The sequence below is a fragment of the Acidipropionibacterium jensenii DSM 20535 genome, from assembly GCF_000425285.1.
Lineage (GTDB): Bacteria > Actinomycetota > Actinomycetes > Propionibacteriales > Propionibacteriaceae > Acidipropionibacterium > Acidipropionibacterium jensenii.
Window position 1 is genome coordinate 1 of sequence record NZ_AUDD01000009.1, and the last position, 23,368, is coordinate 23,368.

Below are 23,368 nucleotides of genomic sequence, written 5' to 3' on the forward strand. Positions count from 1 at the left end.
CGAGGCGCACACCGAACTTGAGGTCACCTGGGCGGCCTACCAACGCATGGTCACCGCCTACCGCGACCCCGACCCTGCTCGCGGCCGAGACCTCATGAACAAGCTCATCGCCAGCCTCGCCAGCGGCGTCCCAGCAGCGCTGGTCGAACTCCGCACACTGGGCCGCACGCTGAAGCAGCGGGCGGTCGACGTGCTGGCCTACTTCGACCAGCCCGGCACCAGCAACGGTCCCACAGAGGCGATCAATGGCCGCCTCGAGCACCTCCGCGGATCAGCCCTCGGCTTCCGCAACCTCACCCACTATGTCGCCCGATCCCTCCTCGAAACCGGCGGGTTCAGACCTCAGCTACACCGTGGATTGTGATGAGCCGGGAAAGTCATAGCCTAAGCGTACGGATGGGCACCGACATTGTGATGGTCCAGCGGCGCACCTGTCTCCCACACGACCATGAGGGAGACTGTCATGCCCACGTTCTACGATTCCGGCGCGGACGCCGGGGAAGCATCCGAGGCGCTGCGCGGGCTCGCGCACGCCACCCGCGCCATCGAGCACCCGCAGGACATGTACTCGGTGCTCGGTGACCTGCTCTCGGGAGTGAGGTCGCTGCGGCAAGTCCTTGACCAGCTCGCGTCGGCTCACGCCAGCAACCGGGACCTGGCGTTCGACGACTACGGGGACCACGCATCCGGCTCGGCCGACGCTCTGGCCGCCGCGGACGAACTCCACCAGACCGCGACCTTGATTGACCAGGCGGAGGACCGGCTCAACGTGGCGATGTCGGCAGCTGGGCGGATCGCCTGGCACAGCGAGCCTGCCACCGAGGAAGTGCCGGTGCGTCGCTGGATCTCCGTGGTGTTCCTTCAAGGGTCGGAGGCTGACGAGGTGCTCGACATGATCGACCGCGACGGCCCCGACGCCGCCATGGAGTACTTGAAGAACTGGGACTACGGGGACGAGACGACCGACGCGGCAATGGAGAACGGCCACGTCTACGACCTCCCACCGGCAGGCATGCTGGACCGGGAAGTCCGCGACGGGGACTACCAGATGACCTACAACCACACTTTCGGCCACGTCGGCCTCTGTCGCCTCCACACCATCGAACCCGACGACGTTCTCGACGACGAACCCGCCCGTCATGCTGTCGGACACGCGGAGTCGCTGCGGGCGGTGCCCGACGGGTCGTGGTTTGAGCATCCGGGCGTCGCCGCCGTGAAGCAGTCGCGGGGGTTGGGACTGTGACCGCCCGAGAGCCCGAGACTCTGCACACCGCAGTCCTTGTCGCCCCGGCGAAGGAACGGCGCCGCCTGCGGAAGCAGCGTCGTCAGGCTGCGGCCCGGCTCCAGGCCGAGCAGCGCGCCACTGAACGTGAGGCGGCCCGTGCGAAGGCCGAAGCGGAGCGCGCCGAGCGGAAAGCGATCACGTACCTGCCTGCCGCCGGTGAGCCCGGGCACGCCCAGCTGCGTTCACCCGGACGGTTTCGGCTCCCTCGCCATCAGGACACCTCCGCCACCCTGGCCGGGGCCTACCCGTTCCTCGCAGAGGGTGGGCTGGGCTCCGATGGCGTCTTCGTCGGCCAGGACCTCTACTCGGGAGGCAGCTTCGTCTACGACCCGTGGGTGCTCTACGCCCGCGGCGTCATCACCGCCCCGAACCTGGTACTCGCGGGCATCGTCGGCTCGGGCAAGTCATCGCTCGCGAAGAGCCTCTACACCCGCTCACTGCCATTCGGGCGCCGCGTGTACGTGCCGGGGGACCCGAAAGGCGAACACACCGCCGTCGCCGAAGCCGTCGGCGGCCGGGCCATCGTCCTTGGCCACGGCCTGTCGACCCGGCTCAACCCCCTGGATGAGGGATACCGCCCCTCCGGCATGGACGATGCCGGATGGGCCTCCACCATCGCCTCCCGCCGCCGCGACCTCATCGGGGCGCTGGCCGAAACCGTACTGACCAGACCCCTGTCACCGTTGGAGCACACCGCCATCGACACCGCCCTGACCCAGACGGTGCGCGGCAATGACGTGCCGATCCTGCCCATGGTCGTCGACCACATCCTCAACCCTAGCCAGGCGGCAGATCCGGATGGGCGGCTCGCCGAGGATGGGCGCCTCGTCGGCCACGCCCTGCGCCGCCTCGTCGCAGGTGACCTGGCCGGGCTCTTCGACGGCCCCTCAACCGTCACCTTCGACCCGGCCCTGCCGATGATCTCTCTCGACCTGTCCCGCGTGACCGAGAACTCCACCCTCATCTCGGTGCTGATGACGTGCTCCAGCGCGTGGATGGAGTCCGCCCTGCTGGACCCGGCCGGTGGGCAACGGTGGTGCATCTACGACGAGGCCTGGCGCCTCATGTCCCACCCGGCCCTGTTGAAGCGGATGGATGCGCACTGGCGGCTGGCCCGCCACTACGGCATCGCCAACATGCTGATCTTTCACAAACTCACCGACCTGGAAAACGTCGGCGACCAAGGCTCCGCCATGCGATCCCTCGCCAACAGTCTCCTGGCGAACGCGGAGACCCGGATCATCTACCGGCAAGAGTCCGACCAGCTCGGCACCACCGCCCGAACCCTCGGGCTGACCGGCACGGAGCAGAAGCTCTTGCCAGGGCTGGGGGTCGGCCAGGGACTTTGGCGCATCAAAGACCGCTCCTTCCTCTGCCAGCACCAGCTCCACCCCGACGAACTCGCCCTCTTCGACACCACCACCCGCATGACCAGCAAAGTTTAAAAGTTCCCTGGAATATTGAAGGTTTTCGTCGGAACTTGAGTACTCGACACCTGTTCAGACTAGCTCTTGTTTAATGTTCGCGGAACCTGTCATCGGAGTGCTTTGGCGGTTGCTCGGAGCGCCGGAATCTAGACCATGCCCGCGTAGTGCACTATCATGCACTGTATGGATGTGAGTGCGGAGTCGTTGGCGCGTGCGATCGGTACGCGAGTCAAGCAGCAGCGCAAAGACCGGGGATGGACTCTCGATCAGCTCGCCGAGTTCGCTGGGGTGAGCCGCCGCATGCTCGTGAACGTCGAGCAAGGTGCCGTGAATCCGAGCGTGGGCGCGCTGTTGCGGCTCTCAGATGCGCTCAGGGTGGGCCTTCCGGCTCTTGTGGAGCCTCCGGCCTCGCGTGCAGCGAAGCTCACTCGCAATGGACAGGGCGCTGTCCTCTGGACTGGCGACGCAGGGGGCCAGGGTGTGCTGGTTGCGGGCACGGAGCCGCCGGATGTGGTCGAGTTGTGGGACTGGACGCTCGCGCCGGGTGAGCGGCACGACAGTGAGGCGCACAGCCACGGCACCCGTGAGCTCCTGCACGTCCAGGAGGGAACGGTCACGGTCGAAGTCGACGGCGATCGCTATGACCTCGCACCCGGCGACGCTCTGTCGTTCCACGGCGATGCTCCCCATGCCTATATCAACTCGACCGATGCTTCTACCCGGTTCTCGCTGACGGTGTTCGAGCCGGGCGTGGGAGCCGCACACCGAACGGAGACCCCGAATGCCTGAGCCCATCACCCCCGAACAGTTCCTCAACGCCTGCACCGTGGATGCGGCGGTGTTCGAGCTGCGCCCGGACTACCGCACCCTCCTGCTCGTGGTCGATGGCCTCGACCCAGCTACGTCCGGTGAGGGCAACACCATGGTCGATGAGCTCATCGCCGCGGCTGAGGCACACGCGCGTGATCTCCTGGTGGGATCGCCGGTGGATGAGCTGCCGCATATCGCGTCGTGGCGTGAGGCGTATCGGGGGTTCGGGGCGAAGCCGCAGCGCACTCGCAACAGTCTCGAAGCCCTCACCCGCCGAGCCGAGAAGGGTCTGCCGCGCGTGAACGCGCTCACCGATATCTACAACGCAATCTCGGTGCTGCACCAGATCCCCCTCGGCGGTGAAGACTACGCGCACTATGCCGGGCCTGCACGTCTGGTCCGGGCCACGGGTGAGGAGCCGTTCGACACGACCGCGAACGGGGAGAGCGTGATCGAGCACCCCGAGCCCGGCGAGGTCGTCTGGTGCGACGAGGCCGGGGCGACGTGCCGCAGGTGGAACTGGCGGCAGGGCCGGCGCACCGGGCTCACCGATACGACCCGGACGGCATTGTTCATCCTCGACGCCCTCACCCCCGTCACCGACGAGCAACTGCACGCGGCCGGCGACACACTGGCGGACGCGCTGGGGAGCCTGGGCGAAGACGTGCAGGTCGCGAGACGGCTGGTGGGCGCGTGATCCGGCAGCGCATGACGGGGATACCGCCGTGGACGATGGCGGTCGCGGCCATGCTGTCCGTGCAGCTCTCCAACGCCCTGTCTGTGCCGGTGATCGACCAGGTCGGGCCGGCGGGTACTGCGTGGCTGCGCATGTGCTTTGGCGTCGTGTTCCTCTGGCTCATCGCCCGGCCCGCGATCCGCTCCCTCCGCAAGAAAGACATCCCCGCGCTGATCGTACTGGGCGTGGTGACGGGGTTCATGACGACGTTCTTCCTCGCAGCCGTCGACCGCATCCCGCTAGGTACCGCGGTCGCGATCGAGTTCCTCGGCCCGCTCACGGTCGCCGGGATCATGAGCAAGCAGCGCAAGGCCCTCATCTGGCCGCTGCTCGCCCTCATCGGCGTCGTACTGCTCACGGAGCCGTGGCACGGGAGCATCGATCTCGCAGGCGTCGGCTTCGCCCTCGCCGCGGGCACCTGCTGGGGCCTCTACAACGTGTTCACCCAGCATGTCGGAGACCGGTTCTCCGGCATCAGCGGGCTGTCGCTGACGATCCCGGTCGCAGCAATAGCGACTCTGCCGGTGGGGTTGCCGCAGGTGATCGTGGGCGAGTTCACCTGGTGGGTACTGCCCGCTGCGGCGGGGATCGCGCTCATTACGCCGGTGATCGCGTTCGGTCTCGAGATGCTCGCCCTGCGCCGCATGACCCACAACGCGTTCGGCACCCTGCTGTCGATCGAGCCCGCGTTCGGGATCCTCATCGGCCTGCTCGTGCTCGCCCAGACTCCCACGCTCGTGCAATTGGCCGGTATCGCGCTGGTCCTTCTCGCGGGAGCGGCGGCGCAACGCGGAGGCAGACGAACGACCGAACCCGTTGCGACAACTGACCTGCCCGCATCTACAGCGAAGGAGACCCGATGACCGCCACCCCGAAATACAGTTCCACGTTCATCTTCTAAACCCGGAACCTCACCGAGGAGTTCGACCGGATCGACAGCGAAATCGCCACCCGTGCCCGCCAGATCCCCGGCTTCCTCGGGGAAGAGGCGTGGCACAACGAGGACACGGGTCTGCACGCTGAGGTCTACTACTGGACCGACATGGACGCCCTGAAACAGCTCATGGGCATGGACACCCACCGTCTCGCCAAATCCCGGTATGGGGAGTGGCTGGGCGAGTACCGGGTCGTGATCTCCGAAGTGCAGACCGTCTACGGCAATCCGATCCTCGGCCTCGAACACCGCCCCGAACAGGAGCAGTCATGACCAGCAGCATCTTCACCGGCCTCTCCGCGTTCCCCCTCACCCCGCTCCACGACGACCACGTCGACGAGCGGGCCTTCACGGGCCTCATCGAGCGGCTGGCCGCGGCGGGGGTGGATTCGATCACCGCGCTCGGGTCGACCGGCTCCTACGCCTACCTCACCCCGGAGGAGCGCGCCCGCGTCGCGAAGCTCGCGGTCGAGCATGCCGGGTCGACGCCGGTGTTCGTCGGCGTCGGAGGCTTGCGCACCTCGCACGTCCTCGCCCATATCGATGCCGCGGAACAGGCGGGAGCTGCGGGGGTGCTGCTGGCTCCGATGACTTACCAGGCGCTTACCGCGGATGACGTGTTCGAGTTGTACCGCACTGTCACCGAGCATACGGAGTTGCCGGTGATCGTCTATGACAACCCCGGTACTACTCACTTCACGTTCACCATCGACCTCTACGCTCGCGTCGCAGAGCTGCCGGGGATCGCGTCGATCAAGATCCCCGGCGTTCCCACCAACCCCGAGGAGGCGCGCGAGCATGTCGCGGGGATTCGTGCGGTCGTGCCCGAGCATGTCACGATCGGGGTTTCCGGTGACGCGTTCGCCGCGACAGGCCTGAACGCGGGCTGCGAGGCCTGGTACTCCGTGATCGGCGGCACCCTCCCCGAACCGGCCCTCACCATCACCCGCGCCGCGCAAGCGGGCCGCACGAGCGAGGCGGTGGCGGAGTCGGAGCGCCTCGCGCCCCTGTGGGGGTTGTTCACCGAGTTTGGGGGCAGCCTGCGCGTGACCGCCGCGATCGCCGAGCACCTCGGCCTCGCACCGCACCAGTGCCTGCCCTTACCGATCCAGGGCCTCACCGAGGCGCAGCGTGCTCGCGTCGCGCAGGTGGTGGACGAGCTCGACCTTGCCTGACCAGACGAACCACGCCGCGGTGTCGGGTGGGTCGGGGTGGGCGCTGGCCCGGTATGTGTTCGCGGCCACGCTGGTACGTTCCGCAGACGGCGGCGCCGTCGTCGCGATCGGGCTCCTCGCCCACACATCCGGGCACCCCGGCTGGGTGGCCGGGCTCCTCGGGGCCGCGATCACGGCCCCGCACCTGCTGGGCCCGTTCATCGCCCGCCGCCTCGACACCGCCACAGACGGCCGCAAAGTCATCGCCCTCTCCGCCCTCGCACACGGCGCCCTCCTCGGAGCATCCGGGCTACTCCTCCCGGTGACATGGGCGCTGGTTCCGGCGGTGTTGTTGATCGTGTCGGGCTTATTCGGGCCGATGCTCACCGGCGGGGTCAGCAGCCGCCTCCCCTCGATCGCTGGGCCCTCGCAGCGGAGCCAACGGCGGGCGCAGAGCTGGGATGTCGCCAGCTACGGCATCAGCGGCACTCTCGGCCCCGCCGTCGTCGCCTCCATCGCCGCCACCACCGGCCCGATGGCCGCGACCCTGATCCTCGCAGCCGCGGCGATCATCGGCGCAGGTGCCGTGCTCGCCCTCCCACGGCAAGCCCCGGTCACTGATCCGGGGGCGGTGCCCTCTCCGGCGCGGACACTGGTGACGATCTGGCGCTCCGGTCCACTGCGCCGCACGCTCACACTCACGGTCGTGGTCGCGTTCTCTGTCGCGGCGCTGCCGATCTACGCCGTCGCCATCGCCCCGAGCCTGGGCAGCGCGGCCCTGGCCGGCACCCTCGTCGCCGGGTACGGGGTCGGCAACCTTGTCGGGTCCGCGCTGCTGATGGTCTGGCCGCTGCGCGGCGACGCCGACAAACTCACCACCCTCCTCGCCGCAGCCGTCGCGGTCACCCTCATGGTCGTGATCCCCATGCCGAACCTCACCGCCGCCTTGATCGCGTTCACCCTCGCGGGGGTCGCGAATGCGGTCTTCTTCGCGGCGACGCTCGCCGCCCGCAGCGAATACGCCCCCGACGAAGCCCGCGGGCAGGTATTCATCTGGGTCGGCGCCTTAAAGATCGCCGCAGGCTCGGCCGGAACCGCGACCGCCGGGGCTCTCATCGGCGGCGTCACCTGGATGCCCGTCGCGGCCGTCGCCGCCCTGTCAGCGCTCGCTGCTCTGGTGTGCGGGATCGAACGCTCCCGCACCACCTGACATAGGCTCATCACCCGTCGGCTCAACGCGGAGGCGGTCGCGGATCTCCGCCATCAAGCCGAGCATGCACCACATGATCCGAGTCAGGGTGTGCTCATAGGCGCCCTGGTCGGACTCGAACGGATCGGCGACATCCACCGGCGCGTCCGATTCCGGATCGAACCCTCCCAGCAGTAGTACGTGGTCGTTCGGAGCCCCGAGTTCACGCAGACGGTCGGCGTGACTGTGGTCGAGGGCGACGAACAGATCGGCCTCGCCGACGTCGCTCGTCTGGAGCGGCCTAACATGATGGTCGTCGCCGGGGTCGATGCCGCGCCCAGTCAGGGCGCGCACGGCCCGCAGATCCATCGGCGCACCCCCCCGACCAAAACGCGAACGCCCCGCGACGAGACCGTGCACGAGTCATCTAGCCCAGCCGAGCGGAGATAGTCGATGAGGACGCGGGCGGCTATCGGCGAGCGGCACGTGTTCCCCGTGCACACGAACACCACCCGAAACCCCGACTCCATGCACCCATTCTCCAAGCAGGTGCAGAACGGGGGCAAGTGGCCGGATGCCGGGGTGCGGGCTAGAATAGTGGGGTTGGAGAATGCTGCCGGGACGACCCGGGCAGCGACGAGAATGAGCCGGGACGACCCTGCAGAACAGGCCGTACCCGTGCCACACACTTCCACCCTGCGCACTATCCTCACGCCGTCGGTGATCGTCCGGATCGTGCTCGGCTGGGCCGCATTCGCAGCCCTCATCCTCGCCCAACCACTCCTCGCCGGGCACCTGCCCACACCAGTGCTGTTCCTGGTGCTTACAGCGATCGTGGGCGTGATCATCGTCTGCGCCGGCGGGGTCGTCACCCAGGCCGAGCACCTCGCACACCGCCTCGGCGACCCCTACGGCACCCTCGTGCTCACGCTCTCGATCGTGCTCATCGAGGTCATCCTCATCTCCGCAGTCATGCTCGGACCCGGCGAGCACGCCACCATCGCCCGCGACTCCGTCATGGCCGCCACGATGATCGTGCTCACCCTCGTCATCGGCGCCGCCCTCCTGGTCGGCGGGCTCCGCCACGACAATCTGCGTGTCAACCGCACCGGGATCTCCGCCTACCTCTCGCTCCTGGTCGTGCTCGTCGCCGTCGCGTTCGCGTTCCCCGCCGTCATCGGCGTCGACGGGGCGTACACGCCGGGGCAGGCGATCCCGATCCTGATCCTCACAATCCTGCTCTACGGGTTCTTCCTCTACCGGCAGACCGGAGCGCAGAACACCGACTTCCAGGAAGTCACCACACCGACGGCCGGCACTGAAGCGCACGATCCGCGCCCTGGCGTCACGGTCGTGCTGCGTGAGCACCGGGCCGAGGTAGTCGCGCGGGTGTTGGTGCTGCTGGTCACGGTCATCCCGATCGTGCTGCTCTCCCACGACATGGCCGTCTTCCTCGACGACGGGTTGAACCGGCTCGGTGCTCCGATCGCGCTCTCGGGCATCCTCATCGCGATGATCGTGTTCCTGCCCGAAGCGATCACCACCGTGCGTGCCGCGTGGATGGGAGAGGCACAGCGGGTGACGAACCTTGCCCACGGAGCCCTCGTGTCCTGCGTGGGGCTGACTCTGCCGGTGGTGCTCGCGATCGGGCTGTTCACCGGGCAGACCGTGATCCTCGCCGAAAGCCCCGTGAACCTGCTCTTGCTCGGGGTCAGCCTGCTGCTAAGCCTGACCACATTCAGCGCCAAACGCGTCACCGCGCTCCACGGCGCCGCCCACCTGTTCGTGTTCGTGCTCTACGGGCTCAGCGTCTTCGCTTAACCAACGATCTGAGCCTGATCTCTGAGTCCTACGTGGGCGTCGTAAGGTCGGGGTGTTCGAGAGTGTCGACGTAGCGGTTGGTGCCCTCGATACTCAGCCCGAACAGGTCCTTGAGGCGGCGCTGGTCGCCGCCGGTCGCATGGACTTCTGCGAGGATACGGTCCTCCCGGAGAGCCTTGGCGGAGATGCCGGCTTTCTTCCAGGGGAACTGATGGCCGGGCGAACTCAGTCTGGGAGCAGTCTGCATCGTGACGAACAGGTGCGGGTTGCGGGTGTTCGGCCACTTCGCCGCGCGGTAGTCCAGCCATCGGGCGAGACGGTCGCGGACCGGCCCTGCGAGCAGGACGGCGCGACCGTCGGGCATAGTCAAGCGTCCGTCACTGATGTCGGTGAGCTGGAGGTTGCGGACTTGGAGATTCGTGAGCGCGTGGAAGGCCACGATCGCGACGGCCAGAGCGATCGCCGGGTCGTCGTGGCCCAGGACGGCACGAATCTGCGCGGGTTCCAGCGGCAGCGGCGTGGTGCTGCTGAACTGGTAGGAGCCCAGGCTGCTGGTCGGGTCGGTGAAGACGAGCTTGCGGCCTTTGAGAATCGCGAACAGGGAACGCAGGCCGAGCATCGCGACCTGCCTCTTGGCCGATTCCTCGGGAAGGGAGTCGACCAGGACGGCCGGGCTGATCTCGGCAAGGGATTGGTAGCCGGCTTCGGCCCAGGCGGTGACGATCGGGGCGAGACCGATGATCTGAACGCGCACGGTCGTCTCCTCGCGGGGCTTGCGGCGAGGAGGGATGCGACTGCCATTGAGCATGATGTCGAACCAGAGCTCGAGCTGGGTGCGCATCGTATCGGGAAGCTGGTCGAACTTGCCCGCGAAGTAGCGGTCGATGGTCGGGATACGGTCGTCGATGAGGATGCCAGCGGCGTCGAGAACGTCGAGGGTGGAGCGGACGTTGCTGTCGCTGTCGTACCGGCGAAGCCGGATCACTTCGCTCGCGCGGATGGTCATCGCGCCCTCGGGGGCGAGAATCTGGAGCATCTTCACCGAGCGGCGCACCTGGTTGGTCTGCCGTTTGGACCAGCCGAACCGTTCGGCGTGCTCGAACACGATGCCATCAGTTCGCCAGGACCAGTCGCGAGCCTGAGCTGTGGTGAGCTCGCGGAGCACGTCCGGGTCAGGGGCAAGATCGAACAGGGCCGGCTGCTCCCAGTCGGAGATTTCCTCGGCCTGCTGCGCCAGGAGGATGCGGGCGGCCCGCACCGACTGCCTGGGCTGCTTCGGCTTGCGGCGGGGAGCCATGTTCGCGAAGAAGAGCTGCAGCCCCAGCCGGGCACCTTCCTCGAAGTCGAGGGGCCGGCCGGGTACCTGGATGCGGCGGGCGTTCTCAAGACAGAGGCGGCAGGCTCCCTGGTCGCCGACGGTGACGTGGCGTCCGCAGTAGAGGCAATCGCCGACCGGATAGTGACTCGACCACCAGCGGCATTGCCAGCACTTCCAGTTGTGTCGGCGGTAGACGCCCCAGGCGAGGCTGTCCTTGCAGGAGCCGACGTACTCCGGGCTGCCGGGGTGACAGCGGTCGCAGAGGCCCTGGCTGTAGTAGTTCTTCGACCCGCATCGCTCGCAGGGCGGAGCGGGGAACGGACCACCGGGCAGGCAGTCGTAGCAATAGTCGACGGCAGGCCAGGTCCATGCCGCCGCGTTCACGCCGCAGGTGAAGCACGTGCGAGGGGGCCGGAAGCGTGAGTTGAGCCCCTTCCTGGTGCTCACAGCGGCGGCTCGGACCGCGGGTTCCCGAACCTCGGAGAGACACGCGGTCCGGTCTCGTTCTCGCCGTTGATCGTCTCGGCCTTCTTCGGTCGGCGGGCGGCGACCTTCTCCGGCTCAGGGGTCATCAGGTCAGAGGGGGTGCAGCCGAGGATCGCGCAGATCACGTCGAGTTCTTCGAGCCGGATCGTCGGCGGAGTGCCCGACCACCAGCCCGACATCTTCCCGGCGCTGATCTCCACTCCGGCCGCGGCGAGCTGGCGGCGCAGCTCGGCTGACTTCCAGATGCCTCGTTCGGCGGCTCTCATCCGCAAGTTCCACTTCACGGTCTTCTCACCCTTCCCCTGTCAGGCGGGCCTCGACCCGCTGGTTGGCGTTGCGCCACGCGAGCTCGACGTGCTCGCTGCGCACATGGATATAACCCGATGTCGTCGCCAGCCACTGATGGCCCAGCAGTTCTTGGAGGGCCTTCAAGTCCATCCCGGTCCCATACAGCGACGAGGCGCAGTAGTGCCGCAGCACATGCGGCGTCAGCCGCCCCGCCCACGCGGGCAGGAACCGTTCGGTCTGGATCGTCAGCGCCCGCCGCAGCGAGTTGTGACCGATCCGCCCGCACCGGCCGAGTTCGTCATCGAACCGCTCGGAGGGCATCAGCGGCGCGTCGGGGTTCTGCCAGTCTTCGCCGAACTGGTGGCGGACCTCGGCCAGCCACCAGTCGATGAGCTGGTCGGCGCCGTTGATCGCCGGCACCAGTCGCGGCTTGAAGCCACGCCCGCCCGAGCCTTTCCCGAAGCGAACATGCAGTTTGCCGAACCCGCCCAGGTCAGGTCGCCAGTCGCGGATGTCGAGCATCACGGACTCGTTGATCCGCAGCCCCAGCCGCCGCCACAGCGACGCCGCGAAGTAGTCGCGGGCAGCGGGCAGATACTTTCTCGCACCGGGGATCGAGCCGCGCCACCGGGTGAACAGCTCCTCGATCTCAGCATCGGACGGCGGCACCCTGATCTTGCCCAGCGACTTGCCCTTTTGCCGGTTGAACTCGTCGATCGGCTGCTCGACCGTTACCCCGGTCATCCGGCGAATCTTGCCCTGATAGCGGGTGATTAGGAACTCGTAGAACTGCGCCAACGATCCGGCCTTGCCCGCCCGCGTCGTCACCGACAGGCCCCTGCGCCGCTGCTCGGCGAGGAAGCGGTCGGCATCGTCAGCCGACGCCTCCCACAACGGGCACGTCAACGACCGGGCGAACTCGATGACCGTCGCCCGTGTCGACCGCACATGCCCATCGGTGAGCCCGGCAGCAGCCATCGCCAGCGCGTACTCGTCGACGAGCTCCTGCTCGAAATCCTCCGCATCCTGCGCGCTGCGCAGCACCTCGTCAGCCACACCACCACCTTGCAGCGCGACGAGCTTCATGAACTTCTCGGTTCACTGTGACCGACCATGCTTCAATCATACCGACGAACCTTCAGTCACAGTGACGGTTCTTCAACATGTCTTCCGGGCACGGAGAACCTTGCACCACCTGGGAAGCAGGCCCCTTAGACAGCCGGGGCGTCAGGAGGAACTTGAGTGCATGGAGATTTGATACCAGGGACGACTGGTGCACCTGATGGGCATGAGTATTCACCACAGCCACTCAGGCGACCCGGAGGAGACGCCAGTCAGTCTGCCGCTGGCCGTCATCACGGTCGATTCCTACGGGGTCCTCAACGTCAGCTTGGATGGCGCCGAGTATCCGCCGCCCTCACCGACCGAGCCGTGGACGAAGGGCCGGTTCGGGGAACTTCTCGACGTCCTGACCGCGGACCGTACGCGGACCATCCGAGTCGAGATCCACGAGTCCGACGGAAGCACATTCACCGACATCATCAATGTAGCCCGCACCCCACGCTCGGAGCCGACGGATGAGTCGCCTGCGCCTCGTCGGGCCCGGCACCGCCACGTACCCGAAACCATCGAGGTGACTGGGGCCGGGTTCCAGCCGGGTGAAGAGGTGACGGTCGCCCTCGTCCGCACCACCGCCGAAGCGACCGCGGCCGGGACAGTCCGCGTGACCCTGGATCTCGGGGAACTGCCCACGGGTGGCGCGGACATTGTGCTGGTTGGCATCACCTCCGCACGGGTCGTGGCGCGGCGGGTGCCATGAGCACGCAGCGCCAGTCCGGCTCGATGGGTGACGAGCTGACGAACATCCTCATGGTCGGGCTCGCCGCCCTCTTCGGCCTCATCCTCACCCTCCGCGGCGCAGGGTCCGTCGCTGCGTTCGTGACCGGCGCCGACCAACCACAAGTAGGTGTCGCCGGTGGGCTGGCGGTCCTGTTCAGCCCCGGAGATCCTGCGGGCGCGCTCCACGCCGACGGGCTCAACCCCATCGCCTACTGGATCACCCTGACACTCATGCTCGGCCTCCTTGGAGCCGGAGGGACCTGGGGGTGGATCAAGTGGCGACGCCACTCCCGCGCGGTCGATGTGGACCCACACCGGTTGGCGGGCACGGCCACAAGCCACGAAGTCGCCACCGCAGCCTCCGCGAATACACTCGTCCGCCACGCCGGGACACTCCGCCCGTCCCTCGATACGCCAAAACCGCACGATGTGGGGTTCCTGCTCGGCCAGTCGAAGGGCAAACAGGTGTGGGCCAGCGTCGAGGACTCCATCCTCCTCATCGGCCCGCCCCGCTCCGGCAAGGGCCTACACATCGTCATCCCCGCGATCCTCGACGCACCCGGTGCCGTGGTCACCACCAGCACCCGGCCCGACAACCTCACCGCCACACTCAAGGCCCGGCAGCAGATCGGGCCAGTCGCCGTCTTCGACCCCCAACACTTGGCCGACGGCGTTCCCGCAGGTCTTCGCTGGTCACCCATCCGCGGCTGCGACGACCCACTCACCGCCATGATCCGCGCCACCGGGCTGGCCGCCGCGACCGGCCTCGCCGACGGCGGGGTCGATGGAGGCGGATTCTGGGAAGGCAAGACCCGCGTAGCGCTGCAAGCCCTCCTGCATGCGGCCGCACTGGATCACCGCACACCCGCCGAACTGTTCCGCTGGACCCTCGACCCCTCCGCCGCGGCAGACGCCGTCGCCATCCTCACCGGTTCACCCCACTCAGCGACAGGCTGGGCCGAATCCCTGGAAGCCAGGATCGACGCTGACCCGCGCACCCGCGATTCCATCTGGCAAGGCGTCTCCCTGGCACTGGCGGCCCTGGCCGACCCCCGCGTCCTCGACGCTGTCAGCCCCGGGCCCGGTGAACAGTTCGATCCCGAAGCCTTCATCCGCGACAAGGGCATCCTCTACCTGCTCGCCACCGGAGCCGGGGCGGGCAACAGTGCCGCCCTCGTCGCAGCGTTCGTGGAAGACCTCGTCGAAACAGCCCGGCGTATGGCCGCCCGCAGCCCGGGCGCACGGCTCGACCCACCACTCCTGCTCGCCCTGGACGAGATCGGCAACCTCGCACCCCTCCCGTCACTCCCGACTCTGATGGCAGAAGGCGGCGGCACCGGGATCACGACCATGCCCGTTCTCCAGTCCCTGGCCCAGGCCAGGGACAAGTGGAGCGAGAACCAGGCCGGGGCCATCTGGGACGCCAGCATCGTCAAGATCATCCTCGGCGGCGCCTCAAACAGCCGCGACCTTCAAGACCTCGCCACCCTCATCGGCGAACGCGACGAGTACACCGACTCCATCACCCTCGGCGACCACGGCACCCGCTCAAACCAGCGTTCCGTACGCCGTGTGCCGATCCTGCCACCCGACCGCATCCGCACCCTCCCATTCGGCACCGGCGTCATCCTCCTACGCTCCACACCGCCGATCATCACCGACCTACATCCCTGGCCCAAACGCGGCGACGCTGTACAGCTTCAACGCGACCGGGAAGGTATCGAGGCCCTCCTGCAACGGCCACCCAGCACCGAGTAGTCGAACGCCGGGAAGCCACGTGCACCTGCCTGTCAGAGCGACCCTGTCCGATGGGGCCGCCCCGATATGAAGGGCAGGAGGACAGTCCCATGGCTATCCGCACCCAGCAGTCCATCTCCGGCTTCATCGCCACCGACCCGCAGCTGACCGTGACGGATCGCGGGGAGGCGCGCTTCTACGCGAGGTTCGGTCAGGAGAACTTCCACCGCGAGGAGGATGGCTCGTTCACAAAGCTGGAGCCGACCTTCCACAACCTCGTCATGTACCGGGCCACCGCCGAACGCGCTTTCGAGCGGTTCGCCAAGGGCGACAGCTTCGTCGCCGAGGGCTACGCCCACGAGTACTCCTACGAGCGAGACGGCCAGTCCCTGTCCGGGGAGGAGTTCGTCGCCAAGAAGATCGGCCACGACACAGCCCGCACCCGCTACGACGTCGACCGAACGCCCCGAAACTCCCAGACCCGTGAGGCGGCCACGCGAGACCAGGAGCGCGCGTTCGACCCTCCAGTCTCGCGGCCGACCACCAGCGCTCCCGTGCTCGGCCGCTGAACCTGGAGAGGAGCGCACCATGACCACTCACACGCCGGGCTTCGACGAGGAGCCTGACTACGACGACACGCAAAATCTCATCGCCGAGCCGCCACACCCTGTCAACTGGAATCTGTTGACCGCCACCGACCTGGAGCAGGAACTCCTTGAGCTGAACCGGTGGGTCGACTGGCTGCGCCACACCTACGGACTCCCAGCCTCCATCATCCCGCCCTACTGGCACCGCCACCCCGAACTCCTCTGGGAACTCTCCGCCCTCCACCTGCACTGGCTCTGCGCCTACGACCCCGACCAGAACGGCTCCGCGCCGCTGGGCTGGCACCGCGACTTCGCCGACGCCCGCCAACGCCTGCGCGACTGGGTCACAGCCTCCGGAACCCGCCTCGACCGCGACCGCCCCACACGACAAACCACATGGCCCGGGGAATCGCCCGCCGAACACGCGGAAGAGACCGCGATCACCGACCGGGACCAGGACTTCGTCCAGTACGTCCTCGACGAGGTCCACCAGAGGCAAGAAGCCGAAGACGCGTTCTATGCGAGCATCGACGAACGCACCGGCGAGATCCACGACCACCCCGAGAGTGCCCAGGGCGGGTGAGGATGATGGTCCGCTCCTACAAGCGCACGACGGACCGGTCGGACGCCAACCGGCCGGTCCGCGTGCGCTACATCAAACGCAGCGAGATCGACGCCGAGAAGGTCGCCGAGGTTCTCATCCGCATCGCCCTGCGCGCTGCGGGCAACGGCACGACCACCGGGAACGCCGGTTCCTACGTCCGGGATCTTCTCGTCAGCGCCCGGTAGACTGTTGGGCAAGCTCAACGAACCGGCGTCGTTGGCACCAGACTCTTAAGCCCCGCACTCGGGGTGTTCTTCCTGCTTCTTGACGTGACCGCCATCCGGCGCCCCACAAGACCCCGCTCAGGGGTCCGTGAAAGGCGGTCACCATGACTCTCACGTCCCTCCCGTCCGGAATCGATATGGGCGAGCTGCGCAAGCTCGCCGCCACCGCCGCCAAGATCCAGCAGGCCGCGGGCGCGACTGACACGAATGGTCTGGTCCCTGCGATCAGCTACCTTCGGGTCTCCACCAAGGACCAGGCCACCCGAAACGGTCTTGAAGAGGGCCTGTCGATCCCCGCCCAGCGCAAGGCGGCTCAGCGAAAGGCTGACCAGCTTGGCGCCGTCATCGTCAAGGAGTTCATCGAGCCTGGCGAGTCCGCCAAGACGGCGCAACGCCGCGCCCTCCAGGACATGCTCGACTACGTCACCGAGAACCCCGTCCAGTACTGCATCATCAACAAGGTCGACCGCCTGGCTCGCAACCGCCTCGACGACGCGATCATCCACGCGACGCTTCGGGATGCGAACATCAGCTTGGTCTCCGTGACGGAGAACATCGACGAGACGCCCTCAGGGATGCTCATGCACGGCATCCTCGCCTCCATGGCCGAGTTCTACTCCCTGAACCTCGCTCAAGAAGTCCTCAAAGGAATGACCCAGAAAGCCAGCATGGGCGGCACTCCTGCCAAAGCACCCCTCGGGTACCTGAACGTGCGCACCACCGACGCGAAGGGCCACGAGATCCGAGACGTCACCGTCGATCCCGAGCGGGCAGATCTCATCACGTTTGCCTTCACCGCCTACGCCACCGGCGACTGGACCCTCTCCTCCCTCGCCGCCGAGCTGGAAGCCCGAGGACTCACCACCAGGCCGACGCCGTCCTTCCCGTCGAAGCCCGTGACGACGAAGGCACTGCACAAGATCCTCACCAACCCCTACTACCAAGGCAGCCTCACGTTCCGCGGCGTCACCTACGACGGCGCTCACGACCCTCTCGTCGACACCGAGACATGGCTACGCGTCCAGACCGAACTGGCCGCCAAGAACCAGCGCGGAGAGAAGCCCCGCACCCACGACCACTACCTCAAGGGACCGCTCTACTGCTCGTGCGGGGCGAAGATGATGATCGAATGCCCCACCGGCAAGTCCGGCATCACCTACGAGTACTTCACCTGCTCCGGGCGCCGCAAGAAGAACGGTTGCACGCGGTCCGCCATCCTCACCGACCGCATCGAGGACCGCATCGACTCCACCTACGGCGCCAACGGCCTCACCCCCGACGAGGCCGATCGTGTCCGCGAAGTCCTCGGAGCCGTCTTCGACCAGCTCGAAGCCACCACCGACCACGAACGTGCACTCCTGACCACCCAGAAGGAGAAACTCGACGCCGAGCGACTCAAGCTCGTCCAAGCCCACTACGCCGACGCCATCCCGCTCGACCTCCTCAAGTCCGAGCAAGAGCGCATCCGCACCACCCTCGACGCCATCGAACACCGACTGGAGAACCTCGCCACCAGCTACGAGGACGCCCGTGAGGGCCTCGACCAGCTCGCCGACATCCTCACCGATCTCGGCGACGTCTACACGCGATGCGAACCTGCTGAACGCCGCATCCTCAACCGAGCCCTCTTCGACAAGATCATCCTCGACGACGAGGAGACCGTCCGATACCAGCCCGACCAGGCCGTCCAGGCAGCGTTGGACTGCGTCATCCCTGGTCACGCACCGATCGCCGCGGCCGAAGCATCCGACCCCGAAGACACTTCGAACCCTGCCCGCTTGTCTGCGGGGCAGGGTTCGAAAATGTCACTTTTGGTGGACGTGGGTGAGCGTTGCGGGAACAAGCGACGGGTGGTCAAGAGGCTGAACACGGCATGGAACCGCAGCGTTGGCAATGCCTGCACTCCAGTCGAGCCGGTGGCCTACGCCGAGAGCGGGGTTGTCTCCGAGCCAAGGAGACGATCTCGAACACCGCTGACCGAGCAGGAAGTGGACGCCATGCGAACAGCCCGTGCCAACGGCGTCAGTGTCTCAACGATCGCGCGGCAGTTCAGAGTTCACCGTGGCACGGTCTGGGAGAAGACGCACTATTGACCGTCTTCCGCGACCGTTTCGGCGATGGCGTCGGCTATCTCCGAGAGCGTCATCGTCGCCGAGTTGAGGGCAAGGAGTCCTGCGAGTAGCGGCGAGTGAGCGGCCACCTCGTCCTTGGTCACACGGTGCCACACTGGGAGGATCATGCTGCGACTGCTATCAATCTTCTTCGTGAAGAGGGCGTCCAACTCTGCCTGTGTCCATTGCTTCGCGAAGAAGCTCGGGGAGAGTATCACTACGCCGAACCTAGCACCCTCAATACCCTTCTCAATCTCCTGTCGGATGCTGTGCCCGACTTTGATCTTCAATTCATCGAACCAGACTGTGAGGCCGCGGTCCTCTAGGGCTTTACGCAATGGCCGAGCGATCTCGTCTTTGTCCTCACTCGCGTGTGAAAGAAAGATGTCTGTCACGTCCGCGTTCTCTGGTTGGCGAACCAGTGGAGCTTCCGTTCTGGAGAAGGGCCCAAACTGGGAGGTTGCTGCGGAAGAGGCTTTGCGGATTGCATTGAAAGAGCGCTGAGACTCCGCTCGTTGCTCCTTCTCGTACCGAGCTTGAAGACGACCGAGCTTCCTCTCCACATCTGCAAGCTTCTTCTCAGCATCTGCGCGCTTCCGCTCGGCAGAGTTCGCCGCAGTCGTCGCAGCTTCCACCTCACGCCGCTTAGACCGAACCGTAGACACCGATCGGCTCCGAGAAGCCGCCGACTGGGCGTCCGCAGCCTTTTTTCGCTTGTCAGCAACAGTCTTCGAGTGACGACTGATCTCGGTGTGTAGCCGCGCAGCCTGATCCCGATAACGGTTCAGCTCGCTCACAGTGCTCATGCACTCCTCCTGTAGGTCGCGTTGAACACGGCGGCCGCGAGCCAGCGTTTGAAGCTCTCGTTATCTTGAAACTCCTTGAAAAGCTGGGTGTCGTCGGAGATAAGGCGCAGCATGACTTGTCCGAGAGCCCGATCACTTTCGACGCGCGCGTTGACCGGGTCGTTGTTGGTCTGAGCGTTCTTGTATGCCTCGTCTTCGGAGACGAGGCGCGGGATCTCCTCGGTGATGAAGCGCTGGACACGGTCGGCATCGTTCCACTCAATGTCGCCGAAGTGCGCGTTGAAACTCTTCACGATATCCGAGAGCATCTCCAAGTCGGGATCGACCAGGCCAGCGCCTCCAGCTGCGGGGACCGGCGCAATCAGACCGGCCTCATCGTCAAGGACGATCTGCATCGACGCAAGCTTCTCTGCCCGGTAGGACTCCAGGTCGACGTTCTCCAGAATCCCAGCCGCGAGGTCTTCCTCCTTCGGCGCGGGAAGTTTCGGGACGAGGTGGTCGAGGAAGATCGAGTGCTTCTCCCAGTCCGCGCTTCCGTAAGGAAGAACCGTGGACAAGAAGTTGTAGGTACGCAGGAACGCCTTCGCGTCTCCTTTGAATTTCACCTGGTCGTCTTCGTCGGACAGCTCGACGTACTCGGCGACGCACTCATCGAGCAGCGGATCGAGGCGGTCGCGAGTCTCGCCTCGCAGGTAGCGTTCGACGAACTCATCAATGTGTTCGGGCGTGTAGATGCCGAATGCGTCGAGGTCATGCACGAGATCGTGGAGCTTATTCGCGTCGGTAGCCTCAGCGAGCACTGTGGTGCGGTAGTACGGAGCGAAGGCACTCTGGATGTCGTCAGCAGTGTTGGCGAAATCGAGGACGAACGTCTCGTGCTTGGCAGGGTGCGCACGGTTGAGTCTTGAGAGCGTCTGGACGGCAAGCACCCCCGAGAGAGTCTTGTCGACATACATCGTGTGCAGCAGCGGCTCGTCGTACCCGGTCTGGAACTTGTTGGCGACTACGAGAATCCGGTAGGGGTCCGTCCGGATCTGCGCGGCGATGGCACGGGAAGGGAACCCGTTGAGGCTCGCCTCGGTGACCTGAACCCCGTTGTCGTCGTGTTCACCGGAGAACGCAACGATCGCCTTATACGGGCTCTTGCGGGCAGCCAGCACCCCCTCCACGGCGTGGAAGTACTCGATACACCGGGCGATGGACGAGGTGACGATCATCGCCCGGGCTTGGCCGCCGATCTTTTGCTTCGCGATGACCTGGCTGAGAAAGTGCTCGACCATGATGTCGGCCTTCTGCGCGATCGCGTGCTCGTTGCCCTCGACGTAGGCGCGCAGCTTCTTCGATGCCCGCCTCGCATCGAATTCGGGATCATCCTCGACCGTCTTCATGAGCTTGTAGTAGCTACCTACAGGCGTGAAGTTGGCGAGCACGTCAACGATGAAGCCCTCCTGGATGGCCTGCTTCATGGTGTAGGAGTGGAATGGCCGGTATCCGGTCTTGCCGTCGGGATTCGGAACCGGCTTTCCGAACATCTCCAGGGTCTTGTTCTTCGGCGTCGCGGTGAAAGCGAAGTAGCTCGCGTTGGGCAACAGTTTCTTGGATTCGATGATCCGGTTGATCTGGTCCTCGACGCTCTCTTCTTCGGCGGAATCTTCTCCACCTGCGAGCGCGCGCGAGATCGCCGCTGAGGTCTTCGAGCCCTGCGAAGAGTGGGCTTCGTCGATCACGATCGCAAAGCTTCGTCTTTGATGCTCCGTGCCGATGTCATCGAGGATGTAGGGAAACTTCTGCACCGTGGTGACGATGATCTTCTTGCCTGCTGTGATCGCTCGGCGAAGGTCACCGGAGCGGTCCGCATGAACAACGGTGGAGCCAACTTGGAGGAACGACTTGATGGTCTGGGAGAGCTGATCATCGAGGATGATCCGGTCAGTCACGACGATGATTGAGTCGAACGCGACGCGTCCGTCATGTCTGGTTTCGGCGAGCTGGTGGACGAGCCAGGCGATCGAGTTGGACTTGCCACTGCCCGCTGAGTGCTGGATAAGGTACTTTCGGCCAGGCCCGTTTTTCGCGACGTCGGCGAGCAGGCACCGCACCGCGTCGAGTTGGTGGTAGCGGGGGAAGATCGCCTTCTTCGTCTTCTTGCCCGTCGCAGGGTTCTTCTCGGTGAGGATGTGGGCGTAGTTTTCGATGATTTCCGCGAGACTCTTGGGGGCGAGGATCCGCCGCCACAGATAGTCCGTCTTCACCCCGTTGGGGTTAGGAGGGTTACCTGCGCCGTCGTTGTATCCCTGGTCGAACGGCAAGAACCATGATGCGGCGCCCTTCAGATGGGTGCAGAATTTCACCCGCTGGTCATCAACGGCGAAGTGCGCGAGCGTGCGTCCGAAGGCGAACAGCAGCTCCTTCGGATCGCGGTCGCGCTGGTATTGCTGCACCGCATCATCCACGGTCTGCTTGGTGATGTTGTTCTTCAGCTCGAAGGTGAACACTGGCAGCCCGTTGACGAACGCCACCAGATCCACCGCGTCGCCGCGGTTGCTCGGGCTGTGGTGCACCTGCCGGGTGATCACGAAGCGGTTGGCAGCAAACAGCGTGCTCGCCTTCACATTGCCCACGGTCGGTTTCGGGTAATAGAGGTCCACGTGCTGGCCGTGATGGTCGACACCGCCCCGGAGGATGTCAACGACCCCACGCTTCGTGATCTCCCCCTGCAACCGGGCCAGGAATCCGTGACGCGTGGGTGTCGGCTCGTCAAGCGACATGGCTTTCGAGACGCGCGGCTGGGTCGCCTCAATGAAGGCCGTCAAGTGGCCGAGGTCAAGCGCGTAGGACGGGTCGAAATCGGATGCTCGGCCCTCAGTCCAGCCGCCCTCGACCATCTGGGCGACGATGAGCTCTTCGAGGCTCGCTTCATCAAGACGCTGTGACATCACCGCTCCGGATCCGTGTCGTCCCACACCAGCTTCGCGCGCAGCTGCTGGCCCCACGCGAAGTCCTTCGTGGCCCGCTGCACCTGGCCGAGGACGATGCTCGGCGCGATGCCAAGTTCAGCGGCAAGGTCACGCACAGCAGCGATGTTTCGGCCGCTCGGCAGCCGATCGTGGTACTGCTGCGGGATCAGGGTCGATGAGGCGAAATCGTCGGCCTCGGCCTCGGCCTGGTCGCCGGCGCCTTGCAGGAAGATGGCCTTCTGACTGTGCAGCAGCACATGCCCCAGCTCGTGGAAGAGCGTGAACCACAGCTGGTCGTCGGTCTTTCCCCGCACCGAGAGCTGCACCACCGGATGACCTGCGATCCAACGGGTGGCGCCATGGACGCCGAAACCAGGAATTGGTGGGATCAGACAGAGCGCGACTCCCACGCCACCCAGCAGCTCGGTCGCCTCGCCGACCGCCTCGACGGGGTTCGGACGCGCCGTCAGCGCACGCAGCTGCGGGATCAACGCGTCGAGCCCGGCCCGGTCGTAGTCGCCCAAGCTCTCCACCTCGGCCGCACGCTCGCCGAGCGCGAGCCAGGTCGCTCGCTCGTAGACCTTGTCTGTGGCGAGCGTGACCCTGCGATACGCGACTTTCCCATGAACCCAGGTCGCGTCGAAGGCGTCCAGGTGCGCGATCCCGAAGAGGCTCAACAGGTCGCGCACCGTCCCCGCTTTGTCGCGCGCCGGGGCCGAGATGTACTTCCACTTGCGGAGGTATGCCAGCGGGAAGTGCTTCGCCTGCTCGAACTGGGCCGCAAGCCGGTCACTCTCCGCCAGGCGAGCTAAGTCCTCGCGATAGCCCGCCTCGAAGCGATTCCAGATGCGGGCTGGAATCCCGGTGACCCGCTCCAGGCCCAGCGCGACTGTCGCAGACAAGGGTGCCTTCCCCGAGAGCAGCTCCGAGACATGCTTCGGAGTCACGTCCAGGCGGCGCGCCAACTCGGCGGCGTTGATGCCATGGTCGTCCAACCACTCCCGGATGTGCTCGCCCGGGGAGACAGCGTAGTCGGGAAGGTTCGTCATGTCAGC

24 protein-coding genes are annotated in these 23,368 nt (G+C 66.1%); 16 read left to right on the forward strand and 8 right to left on the reverse strand.

All coding sequences use genetic code 11. The annotated features are described in order from the left end of the window. The 9 genes from H590_RS15505 to H590_RS17625 form a co-directional block, all read left to right on the forward strand. A partial coding sequence (locus H590_RS15505; protein WP_036981548.1) for an ISL3 family transposase occupies positions 1-364 on the forward strand: 364 nt, incomplete at its 5' end. An 84-nt stretch (positions 365-448) separates the two neighbouring features. After that, entirely contained in the window at positions 449-1,243 is a 795-nt protein-coding gene (locus H590_RS0107305) for a hypothetical protein (RefSeq protein WP_245569817.1), read from the forward strand. Further along, entirely contained in the window at positions 1,240-2,730 is a 1,491-nt protein-coding gene (locus tag H590_RS0107310; RefSeq protein ID WP_028703041.1) for a VirB4 family type IV secretion system protein, read from the forward strand. Before H590_RS0107305 ends, H590_RS0107310 begins: the two co-directional genes overlap by 4 nt. Before the next feature lie 165 nt (positions 2,731-2,895). After that, positions 2,896-3,501 carry a helix-turn-helix domain-containing protein gene (locus H590_RS0107315; RefSeq protein ID WP_028703042.1) on the forward strand — a complete coding sequence of 202 codons (606 nt, stop codon included), beginning with the start codon at positions 2,896-2,898 and terminating at the stop codon, positions 3,499-3,501. Further along, entirely contained in the window at positions 3,494-4,219 is a 726-nt protein-coding gene (locus tag H590_RS0107320; protein ID WP_036981550.1) for a B3/B4 domain-containing protein, read from the forward strand. Before H590_RS0107315 ends, H590_RS0107320 begins: the two co-directional genes overlap by 8 nt. Next, on the forward strand, positions 4,216-5,121 hold the full coding sequence (locus H590_RS15510) for an EamA family transporter (protein WP_232020973.1): 906 nt from the start codon (positions 4,216-4,218) through the stop codon (positions 5,119-5,121). The genes H590_RS0107320 and H590_RS15510 overlap by 4 nt, the downstream gene beginning before the upstream one ends. 179 nt (positions 5,122-5,300) lie before the next feature. Further along, a complete protein-coding gene (locus H590_RS18905; RefSeq protein ID WP_197720489.1) occupies positions 5,301-5,465 on the forward strand; it encodes a hypothetical protein in 165 nt (54 codons plus the stop codon). Beyond that, positions 5,462-6,367: a dihydrodipicolinate synthase family protein gene (locus H590_RS0107335; protein WP_028703044.1), complete on the forward strand. Its 906-nt coding sequence runs from the start codon at positions 5,462-5,464 to the stop codon at positions 6,365-6,367. The genes H590_RS18905 and H590_RS0107335 overlap by 4 nt, the downstream gene beginning before the upstream one ends. Beyond that, entirely contained in the window at positions 6,324-7,556 is a 1,233-nt protein-coding gene (locus H590_RS17625) for an MFS transporter (RefSeq protein ID WP_211221181.1), read from the forward strand. The genes H590_RS0107335 and H590_RS17625 overlap by 44 nt, the downstream gene beginning before the upstream one ends. Here H590_RS17625 and H590_RS17885 read toward each other — a convergent pair. Together H590_RS17885 and H590_RS19410 are read right to left on the reverse strand one after the other, a co-directional pair. Then, the gene (locus tag H590_RS17885) at positions 7,506-7,904 is read right to left on the reverse strand and encodes an arsenate reductase/protein-tyrosine-phosphatase family protein (RefSeq protein WP_084149349.1); all 399 of its coding nucleotides are present in this window, start codon (positions 7,902-7,904) and stop codon (positions 7,506-7,508) included. The two genes, H590_RS17625 and H590_RS17885, sit on opposite strands and share 51 nt — an antisense overlap. Beyond that, positions 7,877-8,302, reverse strand: a complete 426-nt coding sequence (locus H590_RS19410) for an arsenate reductase/protein-tyrosine-phosphatase family protein (protein ID WP_425393486.1) — start codon at positions 8,300-8,302, stop codon at positions 7,877-7,879. Before H590_RS19410 ends, H590_RS17885 begins: the two co-directional genes overlap by 28 nt. Here H590_RS19410 and H590_RS0107355 point away from each other — a divergent pair. Next, positions 8,256-9,356: a calcium:cation antiporter gene (locus tag H590_RS0107355; protein ID WP_211221182.1), complete on the forward strand. Its 1,101-nt coding sequence runs from the start codon at positions 8,256-8,258 to the stop codon at positions 9,354-9,356. The genes H590_RS19410 and H590_RS0107355 overlap by 47 nt on opposite strands. Before the next feature lie 28 nt (positions 9,357-9,384). Here the strand turns inward: H590_RS0107355 and H590_RS0107360 are convergent, their stop codons facing one another. From H590_RS0107360 to H590_RS0107370, 3 genes are read right to left on the reverse strand one after another with little or no spacing between them, the layout of a single operon-like run. After that, the gene (locus H590_RS0107360) at positions 9,385-11,058 is read right to left on the reverse strand and encodes a hypothetical protein (RefSeq protein ID WP_028703047.1); all 1,674 of its coding nucleotides are present in this window, start codon (positions 11,056-11,058) and stop codon (positions 9,385-9,387) included. A gap of 59 nt (positions 11,059-11,117) precedes the next feature. Further along, positions 11,118-11,444, reverse strand: a complete 327-nt coding sequence (locus tag H590_RS0107365) for a helix-turn-helix domain-containing protein (RefSeq protein WP_028703048.1) — start codon at positions 11,442-11,444, stop codon at positions 11,118-11,120. 7 nt (positions 11,445-11,451) lie between these two features. After that, on the reverse strand, positions 11,452-12,534 hold the full coding sequence (locus tag H590_RS0107370) for a tyrosine-type recombinase/integrase (RefSeq protein WP_051238288.1): 1,083 nt from the start codon (positions 12,532-12,534) through the stop codon (positions 11,452-11,454). Between the two features lie 196 nt (positions 12,535-12,730). On the opposite strand from H590_RS0107370, the gene H590_RS0107375 reads away from it, so the two are divergent. The 6 genes from H590_RS0107375 to H590_RS15520 all read left to right on the forward strand — a co-directional run bounded on the left by H590_RS0107375 (position 12,731) and on the right by H590_RS15520 (position 18,532). Then, positions 12,731-13,267, forward strand: a complete 537-nt coding sequence (locus tag H590_RS0107375) for a hypothetical protein (RefSeq protein ID WP_036981576.1) — start codon at positions 12,731-12,733, stop codon at positions 13,265-13,267. Then, on the forward strand, positions 13,264-15,045 hold the full coding sequence (locus tag H590_RS0107380) for a type IV secretory system conjugative DNA transfer family protein (protein WP_028703051.1): 1,782 nt from the start codon (positions 13,264-13,266) through the stop codon (positions 15,043-15,045). Before H590_RS0107375 ends, H590_RS0107380 begins: the two co-directional genes overlap by 4 nt. A gap of 89 nt (positions 15,046-15,134) precedes the next feature. Continuing rightward, positions 15,135-15,593 (forward strand): single-stranded DNA-binding protein, encoded by a 459-nt coding sequence (locus H590_RS0107385; RefSeq protein WP_028703052.1) that lies wholly within the window; start codon positions 15,135-15,137, stop codon positions 15,591-15,593. A 19-nt stretch (positions 15,594-15,612) separates the two neighbouring features. Continuing rightward, on the forward strand, positions 15,613-16,194 hold the full coding sequence (locus tag H590_RS0107390; RefSeq protein ID WP_028703053.1) for a hypothetical protein: 582 nt from the start codon (positions 15,613-15,615) through the stop codon (positions 16,192-16,194). Continuing rightward, the gene (locus H590_RS0107395; RefSeq protein ID WP_211221183.1) at positions 16,191-16,400 is read left to right on the forward strand and encodes a hypothetical protein; all 210 of its coding nucleotides are present in this window, start codon (positions 16,191-16,193) and stop codon (positions 16,398-16,400) included. Before H590_RS0107390 ends, H590_RS0107395 begins: the two co-directional genes overlap by 4 nt. 143 nt (positions 16,401-16,543) lie before the next feature. After that, complete coding sequence (locus tag H590_RS15520) at positions 16,544-18,532, forward strand: recombinase family protein (RefSeq protein ID WP_084149352.1); 1,989 nt, start codon at positions 16,544-16,546, stop codon at positions 18,530-18,532. Here H590_RS15520 and H590_RS17895 read toward each other — a convergent pair. From H590_RS17895 to H590_RS0107415, 3 genes are read right to left on the reverse strand one after another with little or no spacing between them, the layout of a single operon-like run. Further along, positions 18,526-19,356 carry a toll/interleukin-1 receptor domain-containing protein gene (locus H590_RS17895; protein ID WP_084149353.1) on the reverse strand — a complete coding sequence of 277 codons (831 nt, stop codon included), beginning with the start codon at positions 19,354-19,356 and terminating at the stop codon, positions 18,526-18,528. The genes H590_RS15520 and H590_RS17895 overlap by 7 nt on opposite strands. Continuing rightward, the gene (locus H590_RS0107410) at positions 19,353-22,292 is read right to left on the reverse strand and encodes a type I restriction endonuclease subunit R (RefSeq protein ID WP_036981553.1); all 2,940 of its coding nucleotides are present in this window, start codon (positions 22,290-22,292) and stop codon (positions 19,353-19,355) included. Before H590_RS0107410 ends, H590_RS17895 begins: the two co-directional genes overlap by 4 nt. Beyond that, a complete protein-coding gene (locus H590_RS0107415) occupies positions 22,292-23,362 on the reverse strand; it encodes an ImmA/IrrE family metallo-endopeptidase (RefSeq protein ID WP_028703056.1) in 1,071 nt (356 codons plus the stop codon). The genes H590_RS0107410 and H590_RS0107415 overlap by 1 nt, the downstream gene beginning before the upstream one ends. Positions 23,363-23,368 lie beyond the last annotated feature (6 nt).